Origin of the sequence: Actinoplanes sp. NPDC089786 (genome assembly GCF_040684855.1) — a bacterium.
Lineage (GTDB): Bacteria > Actinomycetota > Actinomycetes > Mycobacteriales > Micromonosporaceae > Actinoplanes.
Genome location: NZ_JBFBGU010000001.1, coordinates 2041283 through 2065424, shown reverse-complemented (window position 1 = coordinate 2065424; position 24142 = coordinate 2041283). Strand labels below are relative to the sequence as shown.

At 70.4% G+C, this 24142-nt stretch carries 25 protein-coding genes; 13 read left to right on the top strand and 12 right to left on the bottom strand.

Features of this window, described 5'->3' with window-relative positions; all coding sequences use genetic code 11:
• Positions 1–116: 116 nt before the first annotated feature.
• The gene (locus tag AB0O15_RS09885) at positions 117–875 is read right to left on the bottom strand and encodes an ABC transporter permease (protein ID WP_364316428.1); all 759 of its coding nucleotides are present in this window, start codon (positions 873–875) and stop codon (positions 117–119) included.
• The gene (locus tag AB0O15_RS09880; RefSeq protein ID WP_364316426.1) at positions 872–1900 is read right to left on the bottom strand and encodes an ABC transporter ATP-binding protein; all 1029 of its coding nucleotides are present in this window, start codon (positions 1898–1900) and stop codon (positions 872–874) included. Before AB0O15_RS09880 ends, AB0O15_RS09885 begins: the two co-directional genes overlap by 4 nt.
• A 272-nt stretch (positions 1901–2172) precedes the next feature.
• On the opposite strand from AB0O15_RS09880, the gene rnhA reads away from it, so the two are divergent.
• The 3 genes from rnhA (at position 2173) to AB0O15_RS09865 (ending at position 4755) form a co-directional block, all read left to right on the top strand.
• The gene (gene rnhA, locus AB0O15_RS09875) at positions 2173–2688 is read left to right on the top strand and encodes a ribonuclease HI (RefSeq protein ID WP_364316424.1); all 516 of its coding nucleotides are present in this window, start codon (positions 2173–2175) and stop codon (positions 2686–2688) included.
• Positions 2689–2761: 73 nt separating this feature from the next.
• A complete protein-coding gene (locus AB0O15_RS09870) occupies positions 2762–3247 on the top strand; it encodes a hypothetical protein (protein WP_364316421.1) in 486 nt (161 codons plus the stop codon).
• The gene (locus AB0O15_RS09865) at positions 3244–4755 is read left to right on the top strand and encodes a multicopper oxidase domain-containing protein (RefSeq protein WP_364316420.1); all 1512 of its coding nucleotides are present in this window, start codon (positions 3244–3246) and stop codon (positions 4753–4755) included. The genes AB0O15_RS09870 and AB0O15_RS09865 overlap by 4 nt, the downstream gene beginning before the upstream one ends.
• A gap of 21 nt (positions 4756–4776) precedes the next feature.
• On the opposite strand, the gene AB0O15_RS09860 is transcribed toward AB0O15_RS09865, so the two are convergent.
• Positions 4777–5220 (bottom strand): MarR family transcriptional regulator, encoded by a 444-nt coding sequence (locus AB0O15_RS09860; RefSeq protein ID WP_364316417.1) that lies wholly within the window; start codon positions 5218–5220, stop codon positions 4777–4779.
• A gap of 51 nt (positions 5221–5271) precedes the next feature.
• On the opposite strand from AB0O15_RS09860, the gene AB0O15_RS09855 reads away from it, so the two are divergent.
• Genes AB0O15_RS09855 through AB0O15_RS09845 form a run of 3 tightly spaced genes read left to right on the top strand, consistent with a single transcriptional unit; the run spans position 5272 to position 7862 of the window.
• Entirely contained in the window at positions 5272–5883 is a 612-nt protein-coding gene (locus AB0O15_RS09855) for a TIGR03086 family metal-binding protein (protein WP_364316414.1), read from the top strand.
• A 12-nt stretch (positions 5884–5895) separates the two neighbouring features.
• Positions 5896–6723 carry an LLM class flavin-dependent oxidoreductase gene (locus AB0O15_RS09850; RefSeq protein ID WP_364316411.1) on the top strand — a complete coding sequence of 276 codons (828 nt, stop codon included), beginning with the start codon at positions 5896–5898 and terminating at the stop codon, positions 6721–6723.
• Positions 6720–7862 carry an epoxide hydrolase family protein gene (locus AB0O15_RS09845; RefSeq protein ID WP_364316409.1) on the top strand — a complete coding sequence of 381 codons (1143 nt, stop codon included), beginning with the start codon at positions 6720–6722 and terminating at the stop codon, positions 7860–7862. Before AB0O15_RS09850 ends, AB0O15_RS09845 begins: the two co-directional genes overlap by 4 nt.
• A gap of 14 nt (positions 7863–7876) precedes the next feature.
• On the opposite strand, the gene AB0O15_RS09840 is transcribed toward AB0O15_RS09845, so the two are convergent.
• Entirely contained in the window at positions 7877–8749 is an 873-nt protein-coding gene (locus AB0O15_RS09840) for a DUF1932 domain-containing protein (protein WP_364316406.1), read from the bottom strand.
• Between the two features lie 76 nt (positions 8750–8825).
• Here AB0O15_RS09840 and AB0O15_RS09835 point away from each other — a divergent pair, with 76 nt between their 5' ends.
• Positions 8826–10142 (top strand): hypothetical protein, encoded by a 1317-nt coding sequence (locus AB0O15_RS09835; RefSeq protein ID WP_364316405.1) that lies wholly within the window; start codon positions 8826–8828, stop codon positions 10140–10142.
• 46 nt (positions 10143–10188) lie between these two features.
• The gene (locus tag AB0O15_RS09830; RefSeq protein ID WP_364316402.1) at positions 10189–10536 is read left to right on the top strand and encodes an MmcQ/YjbR family DNA-binding protein; all 348 of its coding nucleotides are present in this window, start codon (positions 10189–10191) and stop codon (positions 10534–10536) included.
• Positions 10537–10757: 221 nt separating this feature from the next.
• On the opposite strand, the gene AB0O15_RS09825 is transcribed toward AB0O15_RS09830, so the two are convergent.
• The 4 genes from AB0O15_RS09825 to AB0O15_RS09810 all read right to left on the bottom strand — a co-directional run bounded on the left by AB0O15_RS09825 (position 10758) and on the right by AB0O15_RS09810 (position 14986).
• A complete protein-coding gene (locus AB0O15_RS09825; protein ID WP_364316399.1) occupies positions 10758–11648 on the bottom strand; it encodes a carbohydrate ABC transporter permease in 891 nt (296 codons plus the stop codon).
• On the bottom strand, positions 11645–12517 hold the full coding sequence (locus AB0O15_RS09820; RefSeq protein WP_364317158.1) for a sugar ABC transporter permease: 873 nt from the start codon (positions 12515–12517) through the stop codon (positions 11645–11647). Before AB0O15_RS09820 ends, AB0O15_RS09825 begins: the two co-directional genes overlap by 4 nt.
• An 86-nt stretch (positions 12518–12603) precedes the next feature.
• The gene (locus AB0O15_RS09815; RefSeq protein ID WP_364316396.1) at positions 12604–13866 is read right to left on the bottom strand and encodes an extracellular solute-binding protein; all 1263 of its coding nucleotides are present in this window, start codon (positions 13864–13866) and stop codon (positions 12604–12606) included.
• Positions 13867–13984: 118 nt separating this feature from the next.
• Positions 13985–14986 (bottom strand): LacI family DNA-binding transcriptional regulator, encoded by a 1002-nt coding sequence (locus AB0O15_RS09810; protein WP_364316393.1) that lies wholly within the window; start codon positions 14984–14986, stop codon positions 13985–13987.
• Positions 14987–15153: 167 nt separating this feature from the next.
• Here AB0O15_RS09810 and AB0O15_RS09805 point away from each other — a divergent pair, with 167 nt between their 5' ends.
• The 5 genes from AB0O15_RS09805 (at position 15154) to AB0O15_RS09785 (ending at position 19198) form a co-directional block, all read left to right on the top strand.
• Positions 15154–16245, top strand: a complete 1092-nt coding sequence (locus AB0O15_RS09805; RefSeq protein WP_364316390.1) for an acyltransferase — start codon at positions 15154–15156, stop codon at positions 16243–16245.
• A gap of 67 nt (positions 16246–16312) precedes the next feature.
• Positions 16313–17317 (top strand): MerR family transcriptional regulator, encoded by a 1005-nt coding sequence (locus tag AB0O15_RS09800; protein ID WP_364316387.1) that lies wholly within the window; start codon positions 16313–16315, stop codon positions 17315–17317.
• Between the two features lie 45 nt (positions 17318–17362).
• Positions 17363–17704 (top strand): hypothetical protein, encoded by a 342-nt coding sequence (locus AB0O15_RS09795; protein ID WP_364316385.1) that lies wholly within the window; start codon positions 17363–17365, stop codon positions 17702–17704.
• A gap of 1 nt (position 17705) precedes the next feature.
• Positions 17706–18650: a non-homologous end-joining DNA ligase gene (ligD, locus tag AB0O15_RS09790; RefSeq protein WP_364316383.1), complete on the top strand. Its 945-nt coding sequence runs from the start codon at positions 17706–17708 to the stop codon at positions 18648–18650.
• Between the two features lie 95 nt (positions 18651–18745).
• Complete coding sequence (locus AB0O15_RS09785) at positions 18746–19198, top strand: hypothetical protein (protein WP_364316380.1); 453 nt, start codon at positions 18746–18748, stop codon at positions 19196–19198.
• On the opposite strand, the gene AB0O15_RS09780 is transcribed toward AB0O15_RS09785, so the two are convergent.
• The 4 genes from AB0O15_RS09780 to AB0O15_RS09765 form a co-directional block, all read right to left on the bottom strand.
• Positions 19163–20014, bottom strand: coding sequence for a hypothetical protein (locus AB0O15_RS09780; RefSeq protein ID WP_364316378.1), 852 nt, complete (start codon positions 20012–20014; stop codon positions 19163–19165). The two genes, AB0O15_RS09785 and AB0O15_RS09780, sit on opposite strands and share 36 nt — an antisense overlap.
• A gap of 122 nt (positions 20015–20136) precedes the next feature.
• A complete protein-coding gene (locus tag AB0O15_RS09775; protein WP_364316376.1) occupies positions 20137–20358 on the bottom strand; it encodes a hypothetical protein in 222 nt (73 codons plus the stop codon).
• Positions 20355–23372 carry an SUMF1/EgtB/PvdO family nonheme iron enzyme gene (locus AB0O15_RS09770; RefSeq protein WP_364316374.1) on the bottom strand — a complete coding sequence of 1006 codons (3018 nt, stop codon included), beginning with the start codon at positions 23370–23372 and terminating at the stop codon, positions 20355–20357. The genes AB0O15_RS09775 and AB0O15_RS09770 overlap by 4 nt, the downstream gene beginning before the upstream one ends.
• Positions 23372–24130 carry an SDR family oxidoreductase gene (locus tag AB0O15_RS09765; protein WP_364316371.1) on the bottom strand — a complete coding sequence of 253 codons (759 nt, stop codon included), beginning with the start codon at positions 24128–24130 and terminating at the stop codon, positions 23372–23374. The genes AB0O15_RS09770 and AB0O15_RS09765 overlap by 1 nt, the downstream gene beginning before the upstream one ends.
• Between the last annotated feature and the right edge of the window lie 12 nt (positions 24131–24142).

Below are 24142 nucleotides of genomic sequence, written 5' to 3'. Positions count from 1 at the left end.
CCACCGCGACGTCCACGCGGCCGTCATCCCGTGTCAACCGATCGATGGACACGACCGGCCTCCGGCTGCTCCCCGCTACTGCGCTGGGGGCTGCTCCCCCGCTACTGCGCTGCGGGCTACTCCCAGCGGAAGAACCGGGTCGCCGCGGTGACGCCGAGTGCCGCCCACGCGGCCAGGCTCAGCCAGATCGACCCCGGGATCGCCGTGCCTCCGAGCGCATCCCGCAACGCCTGCGCATGCGCCGCCAGCGGCAGCACGAACCACCCCGCCACGCCCAGGTCCGGCGCCGCGAACATGATCCCGCCCACCGACAGCATCACCACGTAGATCAGCGTCGCGCCGGCGGTCACCGTCTCCGGCCGGAGCAGACCCGCCATCGTCAGGGCCAGCCCCGAGTACGCGGCCACGGCCAGCACCGTGATCCCGACCGCCGGGAGCAGGTGCCCGAACTCGGGCCGCCAGCCGACCGCCAGCCCGACCAGGGCCAGTGCCAGCAACTGCACCAGGACCAGCCCGAGGATCGCCGACGTCTTCGCGAACAGCAGCCCGGACCGGGTCAGCGGCGACGCCCCGAGTCGTTTGAGGACGCCGTAGCTGCGCTCGTACCCGGTGGTGATCGCCTGCCCGGTGAACGCCGTCGACATGACCGTGAGGGCGAGCACCCCCGGCACCACGTACGCCAGCCGGTCGTCGCCCGGCACGTTGGTCACATCGGTGAGCCCCGCGCCGAGCAGCACCAGCAGCGGCACACCCATGGCCAGCACGACCGCCTCGCCGCGACGCGCCGTGAGCAGCAGTTCCATCTTGATCTGCCGCCGGATCACGGTGCCGCGCGCGGCCCGCCCCGGCGCCGGCGCGAAGGTCCCGGCGCTCATCGCGGCGCCCCCGGCCCGGCCTGCGCCGCCGCCCCGGCCTGCGCCCCAGGCTCGGCTTGCCCCCCGGCCTCGGCTTGCCCCCCGGCCTCGGCTTGCGCCCCGGGCTCGGCGTGCGCCTTCGGCGACGTCAGCGCGAGGTAGACATCTTCGAGCGTCCGCCGGCGCGAGTTCACGGCGGTCACCTGGGCACCCACCTCCGCGAACCAGGACAGGACCGCGGCGATCGCCGCGCTGTCCAGTTCCCCGGCGACCGCGTACTCACCCGGCGACCCTTCGTCGATCTTGGCATCCATGCGCTCGGCCAGCCGCGCCACCGGCAGCCCGGCGTCGGCGCGAACCTCCAGCAGGTCGATGCCGGCCGCCGCGGTGAGCTCGGCCGGCGTGCCGGTCGCCGCCACCCGGCCCGACCGCATGATCACGACCTGGTCGGCGAGCCGTTCGGCCTCGTCCAAGAGATGGGTGGTGAGCAGGACGGACACCCCGTCGGCCCGGAGTTCCTCGACCAGCCGCCAGGTGGTGTGCCGCGCCTCGGTGTCCATGCCGGCCGTCGGCTCGTCGAGGAACACCATCTCCGGCCGGCCGACTAGCGCGACCGCGAGCGCGAGCCGTTGTTGCTCGCCGCCGGACAACCGCCGCCAGCGGGTACGCCGTACCCCGCGTAGCCCCAGCCGGTCGAGCAGCATCCCGGTGTCCAGCGGCGTCGCGGCGAACCCGGCGAACAACTCCAGGATCTCTCCCACGGTCGCCCACGGGTAGACGCCCCCGGCCTGCAGCATGATCCCGATCCGCGGCATCAGCGCGTCGTGGTCGCCGACCGGGTCGAGCCCGAGCACCGTGGCGGTCCCGCCATCCGGCCGCCGGAAGCCCTCGCACACCTGGAGCAGGCTCGTCTTCCCGGCGCCGTTGTTGCCGAGCAGGGCGAGCACCTGCCCACGCGGAGCGGTCAGCGAGACACCGTCGACAGCGGTGACGTCGCCGTAGCGAACCACCACGTCCCGCACCTCGACGGCCCCGGCCTGACTCATCCCGCCCCATCGTCCCGGCGAATCCCGGCGGATCCGCTCCGGCCACGATACGTTGCGCCCGGCCTCCGCCCGACGCCGAGCCTCGCGACGTTCCGTCACCAGCATTGTCCCGCCTCTCCCGTTCCGCTCCCCCTGCCTACCGGGCCGGAGGCGCCCTTTCCTCCTCCCCGCGGCCGCACTGCTCCTCCCTGAGGTGGAACTGTTGCGTCCGCACCCGTTCTCCCCCGGCCGCGCGCGAGACTCAGCCCATCGCGATCGGTAGGGTGCCCGCCATGACCGACCGAACCGTCGTCGAGATCTACACAGACGGGGCCTGCATCCCGAATCCCGGCCCCGGCGGCTGGGGCGCGGTCCTGCGCTACGGCAGCGTCGAGCGTGACCTCTGCGGCGGTGAGGCGAGCACCACCACGAACAACCGGATGGAGCTGACCGCGCCGATCCGCGCGCTGGAGTCGCTGACCCGGGCGCCGTTGACCGTGATGCTCTACACCGACAGCGTCTACGTCCGCGACGGCATCACGAAGTGGCTGCCCCGGTGGAAGGCCAACGGCTGGCAGACCGCCGCCAAGCAGCCCGTCAAGAACGTCGACCTGTGGCAGCGCCTGGAAGCGGCGGTGAGCCGTCATCAGGTGGCGTGGCACTGGGTCAAGGGCCATGCCGGGCACCCGGAGAACGAACGCGCCGACCGCCTGGCGGCCCGCGGGCTCCAGGAGGCCGTCGACGGCGCCGTCAATCTCCCACCGGCGACGCCGACCCTGAGCGAACCCGGGCCCGTCGGCCTCTTCTGAGCTGCCTAAATCCGGCCCACCCTTAGGTACGGCGCCGGATCCGCTCGTTCGCCTTCGCCAGAAGGATGAAGCCGTGCTCAAGAACCCTGGTCTGCCCGGAAACCCGTCCACGCCCATGCCCGTGAGCGCCGCGCTGGAACCGCCGGGCGCCGCGCCCCCTCCGGTCCCCTTAGCCGGGCGCCGGCCGGGCGCGCGCTGGCCGATCGCGCTGCTCCGCGGCGTCTCCTTGCTCGTCCTTATCCAGGTGTTGCTCCAAGCCGCACTGGCCGGCGGCTTCATCACCGGGGACGTCTCGCTGCTCGGCCTGCACAGCGCCAACGGCACCCTGCTGTTCCTGACCGCCGGACTGCTCGTCGTCGGCGCGGTTCTGCTGGTCCGCCCCGGCCGGGGCCCGTGGTGGCCGATCGCGCTGACCTCGGGCATCTGGTTCCTGATCACCGTGCAGGCCGGTCTCGGCTTCGCCCGCATGGTCGGCCTGCACATCCCGATCGGGGTGGCGCTGATGGGCCTGATCGGCGGCTTCGCCTGGTGGACCTGCGCATATCGGACCCGTCGATGAGCCTGACCCGGCGCGGCCTCCTCACGCTCGCCGGCGTGGCCGCCGCGGCGGCCGGATGTGGACGAGCCTCCGACGGGCCGGGCACCGGTCGGCTGCTGACCAGCAAGGCTCTGCCCGCCCGGTTCACCGCCCCGCTGCCGATCCCCGCGATCGCTCGCCCGGTGCGGGTCACCGCCGACGCCGACCACTACGTGCTCACCCAGAAGGCCGCCGACGTCAGCCTGCTGCCCGGCCGGACGACCCGCATCTGGGGTTACGACGGCACCTTCCCCGGGCCGACTCTGCGGGTCCGTGCCGGCCGACCGGCCGTGGTGACGATACGCAACGAACTGCCCGTGCCGACCTCGACCCATCTGCACGGCGGCGTCACCCCGCCCGACTCCGACGGCTTCCCCACCGACCTGACCGTCCCGCGCGGCTACTCGCCGGCCCCGCCGATGGCACGCCAGGTGCACGACGTCAGCCGCGACTATCGCTACCCGAACAATCAGCGGGCGGCGACGCTCTGGTACCACGACCACCGGATGGACTTCACCGGCCCGCAGGTGTGGCGCGGGCTGCTCGGCCTCTACCAGATCACCGACCCGCGGGAAGAGGCGCTGCCGCTGCCCCGCGACGACCGCGACCTGCCCCTGATGATCTGCGATCGCGCCTTCGAGGAGGACGGCTCGTTCGCCTACCCGTCGCACGACATGGCGATGCACCGGCCGGGCGCCCGCGGCCAGTTCGTGACCGGCGTCTTCGGCGACGTGATCCTCGTCAACGGCGCCCCGTGGCCCCGGCACGAGGTGGACGCCGCGCGCTATCGGCTGCGGCTGGTCAACGCCTCCAACGCCCGCCGCTACCGGCTCGCCCTCGAGGCCGGCGGGAAACGGCTGCCGATGATCCAGATCGGCAGCGACGACGGGCTGCTGCCCGCGCCGATCACGCACACCGAGATCATCGTCACGCCCGGCGAACGCTACGACGTCGTGGTGGACTTCGCCGCCCTGCCGATCGGCACCGAGGTGACCCTGGTCAACGACTTCGGCATCGGCACGACCGCCGAGGTGATGCGCTTCGCGGTGGCCCGCAAGGCCGCCGACGACAGCCGGGTGCCGGACCGGCTCGTGCCCGCCGCGGAGTCCCCGCTCACCACGGCCGACGCGGTCACCGAGCGGCAGTTCGACTTCCGCTACGACGAGGGGCGGTGGACGGTCAACCGCCAGCTCTACGACCCCGCCGGCAGCCTGGCCGCGCCTCGGCTGGACACCGTCGAGCTGTGGCGCTTCACCAGCGACTTCCACCACCCGGTCCACGTGCACCTGGCCCACTTCCAGGTGCTGTCGCGTTCTGGTCGCTCGCCGGAGCCGTGGGAGACGGGCTGGAAGGACACGGTGGACGTACGACCGTACGAAACGGTCGAGGTGTTGGCGAAGTTCGCCGGCCACCGCGGCAAGTACATGTTGCACTGCCACAACCTCGAGCACGAGGACATGGCGATGATGGCCAACTTCGACGTGATCTGACGCCTGCATCGAGGACCTCCCTCAGTTGGCGTCAGGTTTAGCACCACCCTCCGACAAATGTTCGAGGCAACGGAGAAAGACCTGCTCATCCCCTGTGGATAACCGATCGAGCAGGCCTCGCTCGGTCGCTCGGATCGCCACCCGGACCACCGAGTGGACGTCCTGCCCCGCGGCCGTGAGCGCCAGCAGCCGGACCCGCCGATCGGCCGGGTCGGGCTCGCGCTCGATCAGCCCCCGCCGCTGCAGGTCGTCGAGCACCGGTATGAGCCGCGTCTTGTCCGCGCCGATGGCCTTGGCCAGCGCCGCCTGCGTACGCATGGGCTCGTCGCGCAGGGCCGAAAGCACCACATAAGCCCACATCGACAGGTTGTTCTCGGCCAGGATCGGTTGCTCCAGGGTGATCAGCAGACGCGCCAGCCGGGCCGCCATCGCGCCCAGATCGGGCCGATCCGTGTCGCTTGTCACGCCGCGACGATACCCGTTGACAGATCGTACGCTCAGGTAGATCGTAAGCGCATGCATATCGATCTGATCCGAGCCGACGCCGAAGCCGTCCGAGCCACCGTCGACCTGGTGAGCCGCGTGACGCCCGACGACCTGACCAGGCCAACGCCGTGCGACGGGTGGAATCTGCGCGCCCTGCTCGCCCACATGACCGCCCAACACGAGGGCTTCGCCGCGGCCGCCATCGAGCGCGGGCCCGATGAGGCGGCCTGGCGCCCGAGGTGGCAAGACCCGAAACCCCTCGAGGGGTACGCCGTGAGCGCCGCCGTCGTGCTCTCGGCGTTCGAAGCCGACGGTGTGCTCGACCACCCGTTCCACCTGCCCGAGATCCGTCCCGAACCGGTGCCCGGGCGCCTCGCGATCAGCTTCCACCTGGTCGACTACCTGGCGCATGGCTGGGATGTCGCCGCCACGCTCGGCCTGCCCTGGTCGCCGCCGCCGGACGCGCTGGCGGCGGCGCTGCCCGTCGCCCGCCAGGTGCCCGACGACGACTCCCGCACGCAGGCGGGCGCCGCCTTCGCGCCGGGCGTTCCGTTCCCGCCCGGTGTGTCGCCCGAGACCGAATTTCTCGCTCGGCTGGGCAGGTCGGTGAGCTGGCGGCCGAAAACTGTCGGGCTCGCCTGATAGGACAGGAGCATGGCAGAGCAGACGATGCGCTACGGCGTGATCCTTCCTGGCGGCACCGCGACTCAGCAGCTCGAGCAGGCGGTCCTGGCCGACCGCTCGGGGTGGGACGGCGTGTTCGTGTGGGAGGCGGCCTACGGCGTCGACGCGTGGAGCCTGCTCGCCGCGATCGCCGTGCAGACTTCCCAGGTCCGCCTGGGCACGATCCTCACGCCGCTCCCGTGGCGCCGGCCGTGGAAGGTGGCGAGTCAGGTCGCGACCGTCGACCAGCTCTCCGGCGGCCGGGCGATCCTCGGCATCGGGGTCGGCGCCATCACCACCGACCTGCCACAGACCGGCGAGGAGCTCGACCTCCACACCCGCGCCGACATGATGGACGAGGGCATCGACCTGATACGCGCGCTGTGGGCCGGCGAGGCCCGGGCCGAGGGCGTGCATTACCAGTACGCGGTGGACCGCAACGACCTGGCCGAGGTCGGCCGTCCGGTGCAGGAGCGGGTGCCGATCTGGGTGGTGGCGAAGTGGCCGCGGCCCCGGTCGATGCGCCGTGTCCTGAAGTGCGACGGGCTCATTCCCGGTCACGAGCAGACGCCGGCGAACATCCGTGACACCCGAGCCTGGCTCGCCGAACAGGGCGGTCCGGCCGGTCTCGACATCCTCGCCGAGGGCGAGACGCCGGCCGACGACGCGGCCGCCGCGTGGGAGGCGGTGCGGCCGCTGGCCGCGGCGGGCTGCACGTGGTGGATGGAGACGCGCTGGGAGATGCCACACAACAGCGACGACCGCATGGCTCAGATCACCGAGCGGATCGCGGCCGGGCCGCCCCGGAGCCCGGCATGACGACGATCGAGCCGTTCCGCTTCCGGGTCAGCGACGATCAGATCGCCGAGCTGCGCAACCGCCTGCGCTGGACCCGCTGGCCCGAGCCGGCCACGACGCCCGGGTGGGAGCAGGGGCCGCCGCTGGCCTACGTGCGTGAGCTCTGCCGCTACTGGGCCGACGAGTACGACTGGCGGGCCACCGAGGCGCGGCTGGCCGCGGTGCCACAGTTCCGCACCATGATCGATGGGCTCGCGATCCACTTCTGGCATGTGCGATCGGCTCGGCCCGACGCGACTCCGCTGATCATGACGCACGGCTGGCCCGGTTCGGTGATCGAGTTCGAGAAGGTCCTCGGGCCGCTGAGCGAACACTTCCACGTGGTTTGCCCGTCGCTGCCCGGGTACGGCTTCAGCGACCGGCCGGACGGCCCCGGCTGGACGGTGGAGCGGACGGCCGATGCCTGGACCGAGTTGATGACGCGGCTCGGCTACGGCTGGTTCATCGCGCAGGGCCACGACTGGGGCACCAGCGTCAGCACCGAGATCGGCAAGCGCCGCCCCGACCGGGTGATCGGGCTACACCTGATGCCGCCGCTGGTTCCGCCCGACACGGCCACCGCCGCCGACTGGACCCCGGCCGAGCAGGCGGCCGCCGCGTCGCTGACCTCGGCCAGCACGGGCGACGGCTACTCCCTGGAACAGGCGACCCGGCCGCAGACCATCGGCTACGGCCTGGTGGATTCCCCCGCGCTGCTGTGCGCCTGGATCATCGAGAAGTTCCAGGCGTGGACCGACTGCGACGGCGACCTCGCGAGCGTGCTGACGCGCGACGAGTTGCTCGACAACCTCATGCACTACTGGCTGCCGGGGACGGGAGCGTCGGCCGCGCGACTGTACGCGGAGAGCTTCGCCCGGGTGCAGACCCGCTTCCGCGGCGGCGTCGCCGACCGGGTGGACGTGCCGACCGGTTGCACCATCTTCCCGAAGGAGAACCCGCGCCCGTCGCGCCGCTGGGCGGAACGCCGCTTCACCGACATCCGCTACTGGAGCGAGCCCCCGCGCGGCGGCCACTTCGCGGCCTTCGAACAACCCGCCCTCTTTGCCGCCGAAGTGATCGCCTGCGCTCGTGCCCTGACCAGCGATATCCCCAGCTCATGATCTCCGCGGAGAGCTCAGGCCGATGGTGGAGCGGGACGTCGATGGTTGAGGCGGTCGACGATCTCGGCGGCCGGGAGGGCGAAGTCGGTGGTCTCAGGGTCGCCCTCGGCGAGGGTCGTGGTGGATACGTCCTGGTAGACGGCGGCGATCGCGGTGAAGAGGTCGGGGGTGAGGCCGGCCGCCGACTGGGTGGTGGCGATCTCGTGCATCTCGTCCACGAAACGGTGGGCCTTGGTGGCGGAGGAGACGACGCCGGCCAGGTCGGCCACGTCGTTCCGGCTCAGGTCGGCCACGACCGCGTCCAGGACGCCGTGGTGGCCGGCCGTTCGGATGGCCTGGGTCAGCAGGGCGCCCAAACCCTTGTAGACGCTGGCGGTGCACATCTTGGTCGCGCTGGCGGCGCCGACCTCGGCGCCCACGATGATCGGCTGAACCTGACCCGACCAGGGCAGATCGGCGATGGCGGCGGCGTGTTCGCCACTCAGGAAGATGCGCGCGCCGGGGCGAACGTTCGGCGGCGCGCCCGAGATCGCGCCGTCGACGACGGGCGCGGGCGACAGTTCGTGGGCCACGGCGGTCATCGTGGTGGGCGACACGGCGTTGAGGTCGGCGACGATGGCGCGCGATGAGGTGGCTTTCAAGGCGGCGGCGATGGCCCCGGCCGCGGCGAGGCTGCGGCCCGGCGGGGTGATCGAGAGTACGACGTCGGCGTCGGCCACCACGTCGGACAGGGTGGGCACGAGTTCGAGGCCGGCCTCGTCGGCCAGGCGGCGCGTGCGAGCCGACCTCTCCGCGACCGTGGCCACGACCCGGGCGCCGCCCTGTCGCAGGGCCCAGCCGATGCCGGACCCCATGTATCCCGGACTCACCAGACCCACAGTCGTCATTTATTGATCCTTACACGATCGGGGTAAATCAAACGGGCCATAGCTCTCAGTCGATACTTATCGCCAGAATCGGGGGATGACCGCCCCCCTCGTGTCGTCGATCTTCGCTGTCCTTTTCGCGCTCGCGGGTTACGCCGCCGGTCGCTACCACCAATGGCAGCGGAGCGCGACGGATCGCGAGGACGCCTACCGCGACGGCTTCGACGCGGCCACCGAGAGCACCTTCAGCACGGCCGCGCGCATCGCTTCCCAGCCCGCGCAGCCCACCGCGGCCACTCCGACCGCCACCCTGTCCGACCCGCCCATCGCCGCACAGGCGGCCCTGGCAACGTCATCCGCCGGCGCCCTGGGAACGGCCCTCGCGCCAACCGCGCCACCGACGACGCTCCCAGCCCAGGAGCGCGATCACGCGGCGTTCTCGGCTCAAGAACGCGATCATGCGGCACACGCGGCGCAAGAACGTGAACACGCCGCGCGCGAGGCTCAAGAAGGTGAGCACGCGGCGCTGGCGGCACAGGAACTCGAACACGTAACACGTGCGGTCAGGGAGCGCGAACAAGCGGCACGCGCGGCGCAAGAACGCGAACACGCCGCACGCGCAGCGCAAGAACGCGAACAGGCGGCCGTCGACGGGGTTGGGCAGTTGGCGGAAAGCGCTGCGACGTTCTCCGATGGGCGCGGCCGTGACGCGGCAAGTGCCGGTGTTCGGTCGGCTCCGGCGGGTTGGGACGGCCGGGGCGGGGTCGGCGAAGACGACGAGACCGCGGATGTGTTGTCGCCGATTGCCGAGTCGGCTGTTGGCATGCCGCTCGGGTATCGGCACATGAGCCACCGCGAGCAGCTGGAGGAAGAGTTTTCGGCGCCTGCGCCTCATTCCTTCGGCGGCGAGTCGGCGGACGCTGCGGCCGGACGTCGGCACGGCGCTGAGGACGCGCATCAGCTTGAGCGAGACGGTGCAGCGGCCAGGAGGCGTGCCGTTGAAGACTCGGGAGCATTCTTCGCGCCGGTGGTGAGAGACGCAGGACGAGCAGCCGAGATCCAGGACGAAGCGCCGGCCGAGATGAGAGACCCAGGACGCGCGGCCGAGACGGGAGATCGAGGAGGCTCGGCCGAGGGGCGAGCCCGAGGCGGCGCGGCCGGAAGGCGAGAAGCGGGCGGCGCGGCCGAAGGGCGAGACCCAGGAGTAGCGGCAGGACGGATGGTCGGGGAGCCGGGCGGTGAAGGGCAGGAGGCTGAGGTGCCGCGGCGGGGGCGGCATTACGTGCCGGATGAGTTGGTGCAGGCTTCGACCTATCGGTTGTCGGCTGATCGGGTTGCTCGGGCCAAGGTGCCGGGCAGCATCAAGGAAGGGGACGAGGTTCCTCGGACTGTGCCCAAGCCTCGGTCGTCGTGATGGCGGTGGGATGAGGAGTGTCGTACCTCGGGGATAGCGTTCTCGCATGGTCACCGTTGATGACGTGCGGGAGGTTGCGCGGCCGCTGCCACGCAGTTCGGAGCATCTGATTCGAGACAGGGTGAAGTTTCGGGTCGGGGCGATCGTCTATGTGGCGTTCTCGCGGGATGAGACTGTCATGGGGTTCGCGTTTCCGCGGGAGGAACGGGCCGCTCTGGTCGCTACCCAGCCGCGGGTCTTTCATCTGCCTGATGCCGCCAACATGCGCTTTCAGTGGGTGCAGGCCTGGATGGCTGAGCTCGATCACGCCCTCATGGAGGAGCTGGTGATCGACGCCTGGCGGATGGTGGTGCCGAAGAAGGTTTCGGCGGCCTACATCGCCGCGAGAGGCTAGCCGCAGGGAGAAGGCCCGCGCAGACAGAAACCAGCGCGGGGAGACGAACGCGAAAAGGAGCCCGCACGGGGAGACCAGCGCGAAAGGGAACCAGCGCGGGGAGACCAGCGCGAAAAGGAACCAGCGCGGTGGAACCAGCGCGCAGACAAGGCGGCGAGCAGAAGGAGAGGGACCAGCGGCGCCGCCCGGCTGGGTCAGGAGGGCGGCGCCGCCGGAGGGGCTCAGCTCTTGACCGAGCCCGCCATCAGGCCGCCGATGAACCAGCGGCCCAGCAGGATGTAGACGATCAGCGTCGGCAAGGACGTGATCAGGGCGCCGGCCATCGAGGCGGCGTAGTCGGGGCTCTGCGCCCCGGCCAGGGCGTTCAACGCGATCGTGATGGGCCCGTTGCGGGTGTTGGACAGGAAGATCGCGAAGAGGTAGTCGTTCCAGGCGCTGGTGAACTGCCAGATGATGGTGACCACGAAGCCGGGGATCGAGATCGGCAGGATGATCGACCAGAAGGTGCGCAGCAGGCCCGCGCCGTCCATGCGGCTGGCCTCGATCAGGTCCTCCGGAACCGTGGTGGCGTAGTAGTTCCGGAAGATCAGGGTGCAGATCGGGATGCCGTAGATGCAGTGCACGAAGATCAGCGTGGGGATGCCGGGCTGCAGGTTGATCTGGGTAACGATCTCGCGCAGCGGGATCATCACCGCCTGGTACGGGATGAACATGCCGAACAGGATCAGCGTGAAGACGACGTCGGCGCCGGGGAACCGCCACCGGGACAGCACAAAACCGTTCGCCGCCCCGATCAGTGAGCTGATCAGCGCCACGGGGATGGCCAGCTGGAAGGTGCGGAGGAAGGCCGGCTGCAACGCCGTCCAGGCCTTGCCCCAGGAGGCGACCGTCCAGTGTGTCGGCAGGTTCCACTGACCGGTCACGCCGATCTCGTTGCCCGCCTTGAAGCTGGTCACCACCAGCACGTAGGCCGGCATCAGCACGATGAGGACGAAGATGATGGCCAGGGCGTACTTGATCACCGGGCCGATACCGAAGGACCGACGACGGCGGGCGCGGACCCCGGGCGACGGCTCCAGGCCGGTCGGCGGCGCGGAAGCGACAGTGGTCATCGGCTCTTCTCCGCCCGGTTGGTGTAGATCAGGTAGGGCACGATGACGACGGCCACGAGCAGCAGCAGGATGATCGAGATCGCCGCGGCCTTCGAGTAGTCGCTGGTGAGCAAGGCTTGCCAGACGTAGACGGCGGGCACCTCGGACAGCCACTGCGCGCCGGACACGCTCATGATCAGGTCGAACATCTTCATCGACATGTGCCCGAGGATGATCAGCGCCGACAGGGCGACCGGAGTCAGCTGCGGGAAGATGACGTTGCGGTAGAGCCGGTAGGTGCTCGCGCCGTCCATCGCCGCCGCCTCGCGCAGCTCCTGCGGGATGCCCCGGAAACCGGCCAGGAACAGCGCCATCACATAGCCGCTGAGCTGCCAGACGGCCGGCAACGCCATCGCCGCCATGCCCCAGTCGGGGTTGGTCCACCAGGTGTTCTTCAGGAAGTCGAGGCCGAAGCCGTCGAACACGGCGTTCAAGCCGCCGTCGGCCGGATTCATCAGCCAGCGCCACACCACACCGGACGCGACGAAGCTGACGGCCATCGGGAACAGGTAGACCGTACGGAAGAAGCCCTCGCCCCGCACCCCGCGCTCCAGCAGGAACGCCCAGAGCAGGCCCAGCAGCATCGTGCCGACGAGGAACACGACCGTGAAGACCAGCAGGTTCTTCAGCGAGTGCTGGAACCGGTCGTTGATGTCGTTGGTGAACAGGTTGGCGTAGTTCTCCAGCCCGACGAAGCCCTTCGAGCCGCGGGCGTTGTGCTCGTCGGAGAAGGAGACCTTGGCGGTCCAGGCGATCAGGCCGTACACGAAGACGGCGAGCAGGATCAGGGACGGGGACAGCAGCAGCAGGCCCGGCCCCCATTGCCGCATGCGGCGCATCGGAGCTCCTCAGGTACACGGGTGGGACGGCCGGAGCCGCCCCACCCGCTCGTCACGCAGAAAATGCGCAGTAAGAGTTACTTCTTCTTGCCGAACTGCTCGGCGGCCGCGGTCAGCGCCTTGGTCAGGGCGGCGTCGTCCTGGTTGGTGCTGTACGCGCCGAGCGCCGAGTTGGCGGCGCCCTGCCAGCCCTGCGAGCACGCCGAACCGTGGGCGCACGACGGCACCTGCTTGGCCGACTTCCAGTCGGCCATGGCGGCCTGCTGGTACTTGGGGTAGTCGGCGGGCGCCGCGTCCGTACGGGCCGGGATCGAGCCCTTCTTGGTGTTGAACGCCTTCTGGCCCTCGGCCGAACCGACCGTCTTCAGCCAGCACTTGGTGCCCTCGGCGTTCTTGGCGCCCTTCGGCAGCACGAACGAGTCGGCCAGCCACTGGAAGGTGGTGCCGTTGCCCGGGAACGTGAAGTAGGCGTAGTCCTTGAAGCCCTTGGCGTCGAGGTCGGCGGCCTCCCAGTCACCCATCAGCTGGTAGCCGGCCTTGCCGTCCATGACCAGCTTCTCGGCGTCGGTCCAGTCGAGCGCGTCACGGTCCTTGTTGGTGTACGTGAGCAGCTTCTTGAAGTCCGCGATGCCCTTGGCGACGCCCGGGTCGGTCCACGGCGTGGTGCCGTTCCACAGGCCGGTGAACTTCTCCGGGCCCAGGTCGGTGATCAGCACCGACTCGAACAGCATCAGCTGGGTCCAGTCCTTGCCGACGGCCAGCGGCGTGACGCCCTTGGCCTTCAGCTTGTCCAGGGCGGCGAAGAACTCGTTGAGGTCCTTCGGGTCGGCGGTGATGCCGGCCTCGGTGGTGACCTTCTTGTTGCTCCACACCACGTTGGCGCGGTGGATGTTGGCCGGCACCGAGTAGATCTTGCCGTCGACGGTGAGGTTGTCGATCAGGCCCTGCGGGAAGGCCTGCTTGAGTCCCCAGCTGTCGTAGTCGGCGCTGATGTCCTCGACCTGGCCGGCGTCGATGTAGTCGAGCAGCTCGGCGCCGGCGTGCGCCTGGAAGGTGTCCGGCGGCGTGTTCTGCTGGAGCCGCGAAGCGAGAACCGACTTCGCGTTGGCCCCGGCGCCACCGGCCACGGCGCCGTTCTCGAAGGTCTGCCCGGCACACGCGGTGCCGAAGGTGCTGACCAGGCCGTCCAGACCGGCCTTCTCACCACCGTCGGCCCACCAGGTGAACACCTCGACCTTGGTCGATCCACCCTCGCCACCCTCGTCGCCGCTGCCACACGCGGCAGCGGTCAACAGGGCGGCTATGCCGACAACGGCAACCGCCGCTCGCGTGAAGCGCATATGTCCCCCAAGCTCGTTATTTGACATCGTTGTCAAAGACAACCGGTCGCACACTGCCGCTCAACACCGAACATCGTCAAGAGCGATTGCGGCATCGTTTCCGGGCCGTAACGTGACGCTAAGCGGGCGCGCGCTCACCCGAACCGCGAGGGATCACCGTCGTCGAGATCACCACTGTCCGAGCTGGACCCTCGTAGCCGCTGATCCGGGCGTAGGCGAGGCGCGCGGCTTCCCTTCCTAAAGCGACCATGTCGTGGGCGACCACCGTGATGCCGAGGACGTCGGCCAGGTCGAAGTCGTCGAAGCCGATCAGGGCCGGCGGCGCGCCAGGGTGATCACGGAACGCACGCAAAGCACCGGTGGTGAGCCGGTTGTTCGTCGTGAAGATCGCCGTCGGTGGTTGCTCCGAGGCGAGCAGGTCACGGACGACGTCTTCGGCCCGGCGTACGTCATGGACGTCGGTCGTCAAGAACCAGTCACGGTTGCCGCCGGCTTGCATCGCCTGCACGAAGCCCTCGATCCGGTCCCGCTGGGGCGCCTTGCGGGCCAGGTCGGAGACCAGGGCGATGCGCCGATGGCCACCGGCCAGCAGATGTTCCCCGGCCGACCGGGCGCCGCCGAGGTTGTCGATCAGCGCGACGTCGGCCGCCACACCCAGCGGCGGCCGGTCGAGGAAGACGAACGGGACCCCGCCCGCGCCCTCGGCGGCCAGGTGGTCGTGGCGCTCGGCGCTGGGCACCACCAGCATCGCCCGCACCCGCCGTTCCAGGAACGCGTCGACCAGGCTGCGCTCGAGCTCGGCGTCCTCGTCGGTGTTGGCGGTGATCAGCTGGAGACCGTGCTGGCGCAGCTCGCGCTCGATGCCGCTGGCCACCGCCGAGTAGAACGGGTTGGCCAGGTCGCCGCTGATCAGCCCGACCAGGGCCGAGGTGGCGCCCCGGCGCAGCTCACGGGCGATGCCGTTGAGGCGGTAGCCGAGCACGTCGGCGGCGTCGCGCACCCGGCGTTCGGTGTCCTCGGCCACGTTCGGCTCGCGGTTCAGCGCGCGGGAGGCGGTCTTCAGGCTCACCCCGGCCAGCGACGCCACCTGCGTGAGCGTGGGACGACGCAGCGCGGACATGGCGGCAAGTATGACATCGATGTCGTTTCGGATCATCTGCCGCGAACTGTCGGCCCCCGCCCTCTGGCCGTTCGGGCGGGGCGCAACCACGCGAAAGAAACTACGTTCGGTAATTGCTGCCCAGAGCAGGTTCCGACAAAGACGCAGCTAGGAGCACCATGCCGAGCATGAAGGCCGCGAGCCGAGATCGGTACTTCGATACTCTGCGTGCATTAGCGATGATCCGGGTGGTGCTGTTCCACGCTTTCCCGTTCGCCGCTCTCGAGCTGGTCTTCCCCTCGATGGGCGTGATGTTCGCGCTGGGCGGTTCGCTCATGGTCAAGTCGCTCGACCGGTCGGTGTCGCGGACCATCCGCAACCGGATCCGCCGGCTGCTGCCGGCGCTCTGGGCGATGGGCCTGATCCTGGTGCCGCTGATGCTCCGGCTGGGCTGGGAGGATCACGCGCGATGGTCGCTGCTGCTCTGGGTCGTCCCGGTCGCGCAGCCGCCGTCGTCCGAGTTCGGCTTCCCGGCCGCCGGTGTCCTCTGGTACCTGGTGACGTACCTCTGGCTGGTTCTGCTCTCGCCGCTGTTGCTGAAGCTCTACCGCCGGGCCCGGATCGCGACGTTGCTGCTCCCCCTGGCGTTGCTGGCGGTGTTCATGATGCGGCCGGACATGTTCGGCCAGCGGGCCGGCGAGGTCGTGCAGAACGTGCTGGCCTACGCGACGTGCTGGATGCTCGGCTTCGCCCACCGCGAGGGTGACCTGCGCAAGGTCGGCAAGCGGTACGTCTACCCGCTCGCCGTCGCCTGCGTCGGCGGCGCGCTGGCCTGGGCCTTCACCCACCCCTCGGACCAGGGCTTCGATCTGGTCGGCATCCCGCCGGCGTACGCGATCTTCAGCATCGGTTTTGTCCTGGCCCTGATGCGCTGGTCGCCGACCATGGCGTGGCTGGCCAAGGTGCGGCCGCTGGACGGGTTCGTGTCGATGGTCAACAACCGGGCGGTCACCATCTATCTGTGGCACAACGTGGCGATCACCATCGCGGTGGTCCTGTTCGACCCGCTGAGGCTGTGGGAGATCCCGACCCAGTTCCTCGAGGACGTGACCGACTTCAGCATCGCCATCGCCCTGCTCGCCGTGGCCGTGCTCAGCCTCGGCTGGGTCGAGGACATCGCGGCCCGTCGCAAGCCACGGTTGTCCCCGTTCCCCCGGCCGAAGCGCCGTGCTCCGCCCGTACCCGCCAGATCGGTCGAACCCCAGCCGGTCGCTGCTTGACCTTCCCGTTGGGTGAAGCCCCAGGCTTGCTCGTGCCGGTCACCAGGCCGGCACGAGGAGGGTACGAGTGGAGCTGCTGACGATCGGCGCGTTCGCCCGCGCCGCCGGGCTGAGCGCCAAGGCCCTGCGCCTGTACGACGAGCAGGGACTGCTCCGCCCGGCCGCGGTGGACGCGGTGACCGGATACCGGTTCTACGCCCCGGAACAGCTCGATCGGGCCCGGTTGATCGCCCGCCTGCGCAGGGTGGAGATGCCGCTCGCCCGTATCCGGGAACTGTGCGACCTGCCGCCCGCCGAGGTGGCGGAGGCGGTCGCGGCGTTCCGGTCCGGGCTCGAACGACGGGCCCATGAGGTCGACCTCCTCGTCGATTCGTTGAGAGGAACGACGATGACCACGCTGCGACTGAAGTCCGCCGCCCGCGACGCGATCGGGTCGGTGCGGGAGAGCCACGAAGATGTGGCGTACGCCGACGACACCGTGCTCGCCGTCGCCGACGGCCTGGGCGGGCGCCCGGACGGCCGCGACGCCTCGACATCCGCCGTCAACGCCCTGCGTGGCGGGATCAGCGACCTCGGGGACCTCGGGGACCGCATCGCCGCCGCGGCTCGGGAGATCAAGGCGATGGACGGCCCCGCCACCACCCTCACCGCGCTGGTCCGCTCCGGCGACCGGCTGCTGCTGGCCCACATCGGCGACTCCCGCGCCTATCTGCTGCGCAACGGCGAGATGTTCCGGCTCACCCAGGATCACTCGTACGTGCAGACGCTGGTCGACGCCGGGACGATCGCGCCGGGCGAGGCGGCCGGGCACCCCAAGCGCCCGGTGCTGGTCCGCGCGCTGGGCGCGACCGCCGACGAACCCGACCTGGGACAGCGCGCGATGCTGGCCGGCGACCGCTATCTGCTCTGCTCGGACGGCCTGTGGGCGGCCGTGCCACCGGCCGACCTGGCGGCGGCGCTGCCCGGCGGCGACCCGGCCGCCGCCGCCGACCGGCTCCTCGAGCTGGCCCACACGCACGGCGCCCCCGACAACGTCGCCGTGGTCGTCGCGGATGTGCTGGTCGCGGACTGATGACGAACCCTGCGGGCGGGGCCGCGCGCCCCTAGGCTGAACCCCGTGACGACGGTGGACGAGCAGCAGTCCGGGTTCGCCCTGCGGCTGGCCCAGGCGAAGGTCGAACCCCGGCGCGAGGTGGCCCGGCGGACCGAGGTGGTCCTCCGGGTCACCGCGGTCACCCTGGCCTGGCTGGTGACGATGGCGCTGCTGCTGGGCTGGAGCCTGGCCAGCCCCGGCCCGGCCGGCGCCGAACGCTACGCGGCCGCGCTGGTCGCCATCCTGCTGCCGTTCGTGGCCGCGGTCATCGCGGTCAGCAACCACCAGGGCCGGCTCGGCGGCCTCTACATCGTGCTCACCCTGGTGATGGTCTTCCCGGCGCTGGGCATCGCGGGGTGGGCCTGAGATGGAGCTCGAGGGCGTCAACCTCACCAACCTCGACCAGGAGATCTTCCCCGAGGCCGGGGTGACCAAGCGCGACCTGATCGACTACCTCGACGCGATGAGCGACCGCATCCTGCCGGTCCTCGCCGACCGCCCGCTGTCGGTGATCCGTGTCCTGCGCGGCCAGGACTCCTTCATGCAGAAGAACCTGCCCAAGTACACGCCCGACTGGGTGCGGCGGACCGAGGTGTGGGCCGAGGCCTCGCACCGCAATGTGAACTACGCCCTCTGCAACGACCGCCGCACCCTGCTGTGGTTCGGCAACCAGCGCGCCATCGAGTACCACCCGGCCCTGATGCTCGCCGGCCGCCACCACCCGACCCACCTGATCATGGACCTCGACCCGCCCGAGGGCGGCGCCTTCGCCCAGGTGATCGATGCTGCCCGCCTCGTCAGGCAGGTCCTCGACGACGCCGGGATGGGCCACGCCCTGAAGACCAGCGGCTCCAAGGGCGTGCACATGTTCGTCCCGCTGCCCGACGACGCCCCGGTCGAGGACGTGGCCGCCGCGACCCGGGCCATCGCCGCCCGCGCCGAACGCCTCGGCCCGGCCCTGGCCACCACCGCGTTCATCCGCGAGGACCGCCACGGCAAGGTCTTCCTCGATTCGACCCGGGCCGGCGGCGCGACGGTCGTGGCGGCCTACAGCCCCCGCATCCGCCCCGGCGCCCCCGTGTCGTTCCCGCTCTCCTGGTCCGAACTGGACGGCGTCAAACCGTCCGACTTCACCATCAGGAACGCCGTCGAGCGCCTGGCCGACCGCGACCCGTGGGCCGACGCGATGCCGCCGCCGCAGCCGTTGGACGCCGGCCTGGTCGAGGAGGGCCACACCATCCCGATCGCCCGAGTGGCCGCCATGCACGAGGGCAAACGGCGCAAGGCCCAGGAGCGCAAGAAAACCTCCTAGAGTACGGGCCCACCAAGCCCCCGTCCCCGCTCCGCGACCGAGGCGGCTCGTCCGGGCCGTGCCGCGAATTCCGGGCTTGCCCGTATCCTCACGGCATGACCACCGAGTGGGGCAGCGTCTCGTCCTGGGTCAGCTCGCTGCTCACCGGGTCATCGCTGGTGATCGCCGCGTTCACCTACTACCGCGCGACCAAGGACCGCCGCCGAACCCTGGACGAGGCGGAACGCGCCCAAGCGGCCCGCGTGACCCTCTGGTGGTCGAACCCCCGCAAGGCACGGGTCCGCAACAGCAACGACGTCGCGGTGACCGTGCGAGCCGCTCTGCCGGACGACGAGGCCAGCTCCGACCCGCTCGGCCTCGGCCCAGGCGAGACCCGGGATCTGATGCTCTCCGTCGATCTGGAAGGCCGCTCCGGCGACCTCGCCCTGATCGTGATCGACTCGCACGGCCGAACCTGGATCCGCCGCGGCGACGGTGTCCTGGAACGACTCACACACGCGGGTTCGCCGCCGTCAGCGGGAACCCAGCTCCGATGGGAATTCCGCTGAGCCCGGGGAACGGCTGTTCAGCCACTCGACCTCCAGGGTCTTGCGGAGCTCGGCCAGGAACGGGACGGGCCGCGGCCGGGAGAAGATCTGCCGCCCGTACGCCACTCCGGACGCGCCCGCCTGGATCGCCTGGGTCGCCTTGACGATCGCCTCGGCCTCGTTGCTGAGGGACTCGCCGGCGATCAGCACCGGCACTCCCATGGCCGACTCCACGACCGTGCGGAACGAGTCGACCGTGCCTGTGTAGATCGTCTTGACCACGGTCGCGCCCAGCTCGATCACGGCTCGGACACCGTGTCGGACCAATGCGGCGAATTCCTCGGGACTCCGCTCCCGCAGCGCGAGATGGTTGTCGTCGACGCCCTGCGAGTCGAGGCCACGGGGATAGGCGAAGGCGACCACCGGCATCCCGAAGTTGTCCGCCTCGCTGACCCGCGTGCTGAGCATCGCCAGCTGCTCGGCCTGATAGGGCGAGGTCATGTTGACATGGCAGGCGATCGCGTCGGCACCGGCCCGCACCGCGTCAAGGACCGAGCCGACCGCCACCTTCCGGGTGTGGTCCACCAGGGTGGTGCTGGCGCTGAGATTCATCACAACGGGGAGTTCGAGGAGCTTCTCGTGGGCCGCGGCCACCGAACCTCGGAAGCCCAGGACGGCCGTGACGTTCTCGACGACGTCGGGCGTCAGCAGCGCGCGGACGTCGCGCAGATGGTCCTCGGGGCCGGAGATGAGGCCGTCATCCAGCGGAAGCCAGAGGGCCGGCCGGTCCCGCGGCACCAGCCTCCGGAGCCGCCGCTCCGCCCCGCCTACGACCACCTGAACCTCCGCTGACCGTCGCTACGCTAGGTGAAGGGCGACAGAATAGACCGCTTGGTCGGACTCCGCGTCCTTAGGTCTCCAACGAAGCACAACCGGGCCGATGACGCCCGATCTTCGGTTCAGCCCAACACGTCCGGGGTGTCGTAACGGACCAGGACCGCGAAGATCTCGTCCGCGTCCAGGGTCGCGCCGAGAGCCTCGAGCTTCCGGAGGATCTCCCGGTCGTCCGAGTCCTTGTCGTCGGCCAGCGCGACGATCTGGCCGATCGGATCGTCCGCGGTGGGCGGGCCGCCTCGTGACCGTTCGTCGCCGGGCCGCCCGGCGGTCGTGCCGCCACTCATGTCGGGCCCTCCGTGATCACGTAGCGGAATCCCATGTCGTCGTTCTGCGCGTCGACGTCGCCACGTCCACGGTAGGCGGGATGTGCACGCCAGCTGTCATGCCGCCACGAGCCGCCCTTCACGATCCGGCGGCTGTGATCGCCGGGGGCATAGAAGTCGAAGACCCACTCGAAGATGTTGCCCAGCATCTCCACCGCGAGCTGCCGATGGGCCTGCTCCCGGACGGCGAACGTCCCGACCGGCGTGGTCGCGGGCCAGCCCTGGTCGTGGGTGTTACCGAAGGCCGGGCCGAGGGCGTTCTCCACGTCCACGGTCCGGGTCAGACCCCAGGAGTGCAGGCAGGCCGCCTCCCACTCGTTCTCGCTGGGCAGCCGGACCGCGGCGCCCAGGCGCCGGCCGAGCCAGCGGCAGAACGCGTTCGCCTCGAACCAGGACACGCCGACCACCGGCTGGAGCCGGTTGCGCAGCGCTTTCTTGTGCCAGTACCGCGGAGCGGTGACCGGGCGGGCCTGCAGGGCGCGGGCGTAGTCGACGATCTCCGACTCGGCCATCGCTGCGAACCGGACCAGGGCCGCCGCCCCGGCCGGGGTCGCTTTCCTCTCCCGCAGCAGCCGGATCGCCTTGCCGGGATGGTCGAGCCGCAACCGTTTCTGCCGGCGGACCCAGTCGGCGACGAACTGCTCGACCGTCCGCCTGCGGGTCCGCCACTCCCAGCCCTCCGGCGACCACAGGCTCTGATCCTCGTAGCCGCCGTCGGCGACGAACCCCGCGTATTCGGTGTTGGACACCGGGAAGCGCGAGATCCGGAACGAGGGCAGCTCGATCGCCCGGACTTCGCTCGCGACACTGCGCGTGGCACTGGTGGCCTCGCCCCGCTGTCCCAGATGCCACAGCCCGGCCGGCACGAGCATGGTGGCCCCGCGGCCACCCTCGGCGGCCGACGGCAGCGTCCAGCCCAGGTCGCCGAGCGCGGCCAGGATGCCGGAGCGCGCCGCGGGGACGAACACCTCGTCCAGGTCGGCGCGCAGGCGGGCGACGATCCGGTCGGCCACCGAGGCGTCCGGCTCCCGGATCGAGAGGTAGACCCGCGCGGCGAGCACCGGATCGACCGCGAGCAGCCGGTCCGCCACCTCGATGCCGCGCAGCTGGGCCGAGAACTGGAAGAGCTCGTCGTAGCGGTGGTGGTAGTAGTTCGGCGGGGCGCCGGAGGGAACCCCGGTCGGTGAGATCGCCGACTGCCACCCACCCCGTTCCTGCTCGGCCAGTTGCACGATCTCCTCGAGCGAGCTGCCGACGGCCGCGAAGAGATGTTGCACCGACGGATGGCTGAACCGGATCTTGCCCCGATCGACCCGGAGCACATGCAGGTCCTTGGCCGTGTCGAGGGCTTCCTGCGGGTCGACCGCCTGGCCGTCGACCTGCTGGATCGCCCGGGCCAGCAGGTTGCCCGCGTCGCCCTGCGGGATCGCCAGCCGGGCCTGCCCGTTCGGCAGCGCCGGCAGGGAGAGCTCCCGGGCCAGCAAGCCGAGCCCGCGGATCAGCGGAATGGTCTCCAGCACCGGCCAGGGGTCCTCACCCGAGCGGGCGATCGCGTCCAGGCTGCTGGCCTGACGGCTGGGTATCAGCCGGCCGTGTGGGTTGTCCTGTTCCCATTCCCGCACGACCGCGGCGGAGAGGTCGACGCCGAACAGCCGGGCGCCGGTCGTCGCCACCCACGGTGTGCCGGACGAGAGGTAGGTCTGCAGGCGGAACGGGGTCGAGTACAGCTCGAGCAGGCCCGGATCGGCGTCGAAGGCCCGGGCCAGCCGGCGCGCCATGTCGATGTCGCGCTCGGCCGCGATGGCCAGGATGTCCGGCCTGGAGAGCGGCAGGATGGTGACGGCGGTGGGCGGCTGGTCGCGGGGCGCGCGCATCCGGATCACCTGATCGCGGGTCCGGCAGCTCACCACGACCTTCCCCGCGCCGCGCTCGAACAATTCGTGGATCACGTCCAGCCACTGGTGCATCCACTGCTCGAGGGCCAGCCCCCGGATGCCGCCCTCGTTCAGCCCGTCGAGCAGCACCGTCCCGCCGTCGCCGAGGAACTGGTCGAGGTCACACCAGCGGGCTACGTCGACGGCCGCCTTCCACCGCTGCCGCAGCCAGTCGAGCGAGATGTTCGGCTTCGCGGGTTGCTCGGCCAGCGCGACGTAGAACGTCGTCGGGGCGACGGCCCCCGCCGACCGCTGCCGGATCGAGTGGGACGCCGCGTGGGCGTCGTAGAACTTCAGCTGCAGGCTCTTACCGGAACTGGGCTCGCCGAGGAGCATGACCAGCGGCCGGGTCAGCGGGTCGTCGACGACGTCGTCCAGCGACAGCGGGCCGGTGAGCCCCACGGTGACGTCCTCCGGCCGGGCCAGCCGCATGTTGATGAAGGCGCGGCTGCGCTCGTGGGTGGTCCAGGCGGCCAGGCGCCGCAGGTCGTAGTCCAGGCCGCTGACCGCTCGGCCCGGCCGGCACAGCTCCTGCCACAGCGTCATGGTCACCGGGACGACGCGCGGGCGTACCGACCTGTTGAGGCGGTCGACCAGCGCCTCCCGGCTGTCCGCGACCGCGGCCTCGGGCGGGGGCTCCTCGGTGGGCAGCAGCATCGGCAGGGTGCTGAACACCGGACCGGTCGGCCGGACCAGGCTCATCAGGTCGCCGGCCACCTTGACGAGGTCTCCGATCTGGCCGTTCCACCGCAGGCTCGCGTCCCGCGGCCAGCCCGCCGGGTTCCCGGTGTCCGAGCTGGGCTCCACCCCGACCGTCATCGTCGCGCGGTTGGCGAGATCGGTGAGCGCGGCCAGTTCCGTTCGGCGCAGCTCGCGACGGGTCAGCACGACCAGACACTCGATCAGCGTGTCCCGGTCGCCGTTCATGATCACCGCCTGCTGACCACCCTCGGACAGTCGCAGCCGCAACTCGTCCGCCGCGACGTGGCTCTCACCCCAGATCCCGAATCGAATGTTCCGCCCCGATCGCTCCGCGGTCATCAGACGATCTGCCCACCGTCGACCGGGATGGATACGCCGTTGACGAATCCGGCCTCGGCGCTCGCCAGGAATAGAACGGCGGCGGCGATCTCGCCGGCCGTCGCCATCCGGCCGAACGGGTTCCACGATCGGTATTCGTCGAGTACGTCGTCGACCGTCGAACCGCGCATTCCGGCGCGGATCTGGGCGATGCGATTGATCATGTCCGACTCGACCGCACTAGGGCAGATCTCGTTGCAGGTGACGCCGGTGCGGGCGTACTCCAGCGCCATCACCTTGGTCAACCCGCTCAGCGCGTGTTTGGACGCCACGTAAGGAGCCCGCCGGGTCGCGCCGCGCAGGCTGTAGATCGAGCCGATGTTGATGATCCGTCCCCATCCGCGGCGCAGCATGCCCGGGACGATCGCCTGGGCGAGCAGGAACGGGACGGTCACGTTGATCCGCAGCATGCGGTCCCAGACGGCCGGGTCGACCGCGTGTGACTCGTCCTCGGAGACGTTGATGCCCGCGCAATTGATCAGGACGTCGAAGTCGGCCGTCGGAAGCTCGAAATCGCGAGAAAAGTCGATCTTAAATGCGGTGGCGCCGAAAGTGTCCACAATCCGATCGGCGGCCCGGTCGTTGCGGAGATATTGAAAGGTGATCCGGTGACCGGCCTTGGCGAATGCGACGACCATGGCCTCGCCGAGAGTGCCGGTTCCACCGGTGACCAGCACTTGGAGTGGATTCGAGACCTCACTGCCGGCCGGACCCAGCATATCGCCTCCGCC

Excerpts from the sequence above, each read along its gene's own strand:
- AB0O15_RS09850 (WP_364316411.1), top strand. The coding sequence starts at position 5,896 with ATGGCAGAGCAGACGATGCGCTACGGCGTGATCCTTCCTGGCGGCACC.
- AB0O15_RS09885 (WP_364316428.1), bottom strand. The coding sequence starts at position 875 with ATGAGCGCCGGGACCTTCGCGCCGGCGCCGGGGCGGGCCGCGCGCGGC.
- AB0O15_RS09880 (WP_364316426.1), bottom strand. The coding sequence starts at position 1,900 with ATGAGTCAGGCCGGGGCCGTCGAGGTGCGGGACGTGGTGGTTCGCTAC.
- AB0O15_RS09775 (WP_364316376.1), bottom strand. The coding sequence starts at position 20,358 with ATGAGTGGCGGCACGACCGCCGGGCGGCCCGGCGACGAACGGTCACGA.
- AB0O15_RS09820 (WP_364317158.1), bottom strand. The coding sequence starts at position 12,517 with ATGCGGCAATGGGGGCCGGGCCTGCTGCTGCTGTCCCCGTCCCTGATC.
- ligD (WP_364316383.1), top strand. The coding sequence starts at position 17,706 with ATGGAGCTCGAGGGCGTCAACCTCACCAACCTCGACCAGGAGATCTTC.
- AB0O15_RS09835 (WP_364316405.1), top strand. The coding sequence starts at position 8,826 with ATGACCGCCCCCCTCGTGTCGTCGATCTTCGCTGTCCTTTTCGCGCTC.
- AB0O15_RS09810 (WP_364316393.1), bottom strand. The coding sequence starts at position 14,986 with ATGTCCGCGCTGCGTCGTCCCACGCTCACGCAGGTGGCGTCGCTGGCC.
- AB0O15_RS09825 (WP_364316399.1), bottom strand. The coding sequence starts at position 11,648 with ATGACCACTGTCGCTTCCGCGCCGCCGACCGGCCTGGAGCCGTCGCCC.
- AB0O15_RS09785 (WP_364316380.1), top strand. The coding sequence starts at position 18,746 with ATGACCACCGAGTGGGGCAGCGTCTCGTCCTGGGTCAGCTCGCTGCTC.
- AB0O15_RS09805 (WP_364316390.1), top strand. The coding sequence starts at position 15,154 with ATGAAGGCCGCGAGCCGAGATCGGTACTTCGATACTCTGCGTGCATTA.
- AB0O15_RS09865 (WP_364316420.1), top strand. The coding sequence starts at position 3,244 with ATGAGCCTGACCCGGCGCGGCCTCCTCACGCTCGCCGGCGTGGCCGCC.
- AB0O15_RS09830 (WP_364316402.1), top strand. The coding sequence starts at position 10,189 with ATGGTCACCGTTGATGACGTGCGGGAGGTTGCGCGGCCGCTGCCACGC.
- AB0O15_RS09815 (WP_364316396.1), bottom strand. The coding sequence starts at position 13,866 with ATGCGCTTCACGCGAGCGGCGGTTGCCGTTGTCGGCATAGCCGCCCTG.
- AB0O15_RS09855 (WP_364316414.1), top strand. The coding sequence starts at position 5,272 with ATGCATATCGATCTGATCCGAGCCGACGCCGAAGCCGTCCGAGCCACC.
- rnhA (WP_364316424.1), top strand. The coding sequence starts at position 2,173 with ATGACCGACCGAACCGTCGTCGAGATCTACACAGACGGGGCCTGCATC.
- AB0O15_RS09840 (WP_364316406.1), bottom strand. The coding sequence starts at position 8,749 with ATGACGACTGTGGGTCTGGTGAGTCCGGGATACATGGGGTCCGGCATC.
- AB0O15_RS09770 (WP_364316374.1), bottom strand. The coding sequence starts at position 23,372 with ATGACCGCGGAGCGATCGGGGCGGAACATTCGATTCGGGATCTGGGGT.
- AB0O15_RS09765 (WP_364316371.1), bottom strand. The coding sequence starts at position 24,130 with ATGCTGGGTCCGGCCGGCAGTGAGGTCTCGAATCCACTCCAAGTGCTG.
- AB0O15_RS09845 (WP_364316409.1), top strand. The coding sequence starts at position 6,720 with ATGACGACGATCGAGCCGTTCCGCTTCCGGGTCAGCGACGATCAGATC.